Below are 1,112 nucleotides of genomic sequence, written 5' to 3' on the forward strand. Positions count from 1 at the left end.
TTCACAAAGATATTTTCTATGTGTGTTGAAAAAGGAATGGTGAGTGGACATACCCAGGCGATTGATTCAGCTCCAATAAAGGCGAATGCTTCTATGGATACTTTGGAATTAAAAGTTCCAAAAGAGGATTTGGAAGCTCATTTGTATAATATTCGTCACATTAGTTCAATGGATAAAAAAAACTTCCATAAGAAAGGCTTCCATCAATAAAGCATCCAAAGAACAACAAGGTATTACTGCCAGTAAGCGAGAATTACAAGAGATACGCAGTAGAAATAAGAAATGGCAACACGATCAAGACCAACGCCCAGGAGCAAGAAACAAAGGCTCCAAGTATACTTCAAATAAAACACATTACAGTCCTACCGACCCAGATGCACGTATCAGTGTAAAACCAGGCAAGGCAAGAAAACTTAATTACATGAGCCAGTTGAGTGTTGATACAGCTCATCACGTAATCACAGATATTAGAGCCTATCACGCCGACAAACGAGATAATCAGTATTTACAAGATATTAGTACACGTTTAAAAAAGCGACTACACAAACAAGGATTACTTTGGAGAAACTGTATAGCTGACACAGGTTATAGCAGCGGAGAGAATTATGCTTTTCTAGAAGCAGAAGGATTGGAAAGTTTTATACCACCACACGGAACCTATAAAGGCGGTCCAGAAGGCTTTACCTACAATAAACAAGAAGATTGTTTTATCTGCCCCCAAAATAAAACGATTCCATTTACAAAGGTTTTTTATGAAGGAGAAAACAATAATAAAAAGAAAGAGTATCGAGCATCTAAATACCTATGTATTGATTGCCCTATACGTAGTACTTGTTTAAAAAAGAGTCAAGAAAAACGGATTACCATCACTTATTACAAAGAAGAATATGAGCGTAACAATACAAGGGTAAACAGCAAAAGAGGAAGTTATATGAAAGGTAAACGGCAAAGCACTGTTGAGCCTGTATTTGGCACCCTTACTCAGTTTATGGGACTTAGGAAAATAAATACAATTGGTATACAGCAAGCAAATAAGGTAATGCATCTGTCAGCAATGGCTTATAATCTGAAAAAGTACTTAAAATTCATTTCAAAAACTGTAAAAAGTGATG

1 protein-coding gene and 1 pseudogene are annotated in these 1,112 nt (G+C 36.2%); both read left to right on the plus strand.

What is annotated here, in order from left to right; translation table 11 throughout:
* Positions 1 to 210: pseudogene (locus EC396_RS18000) on the plus strand (IS1182 family transposase); the annotation flags it as partial.
* Between the two features lie 211 nt (positions 211 to 421).
* On the plus strand, positions 422 to 1,112 hold a 691-nt coding region (locus tag EC396_RS18005), incomplete at its 3' end, for a transposase (RefSeq protein WP_205757964.1).

It is taken from the genome of Lutibacter sp. HS1-25, assembly GCF_004121075.1.
Lineage (GTDB): Bacteria > Bacteroidota > Bacteroidia > Flavobacteriales > Flavobacteriaceae > Lutibacter.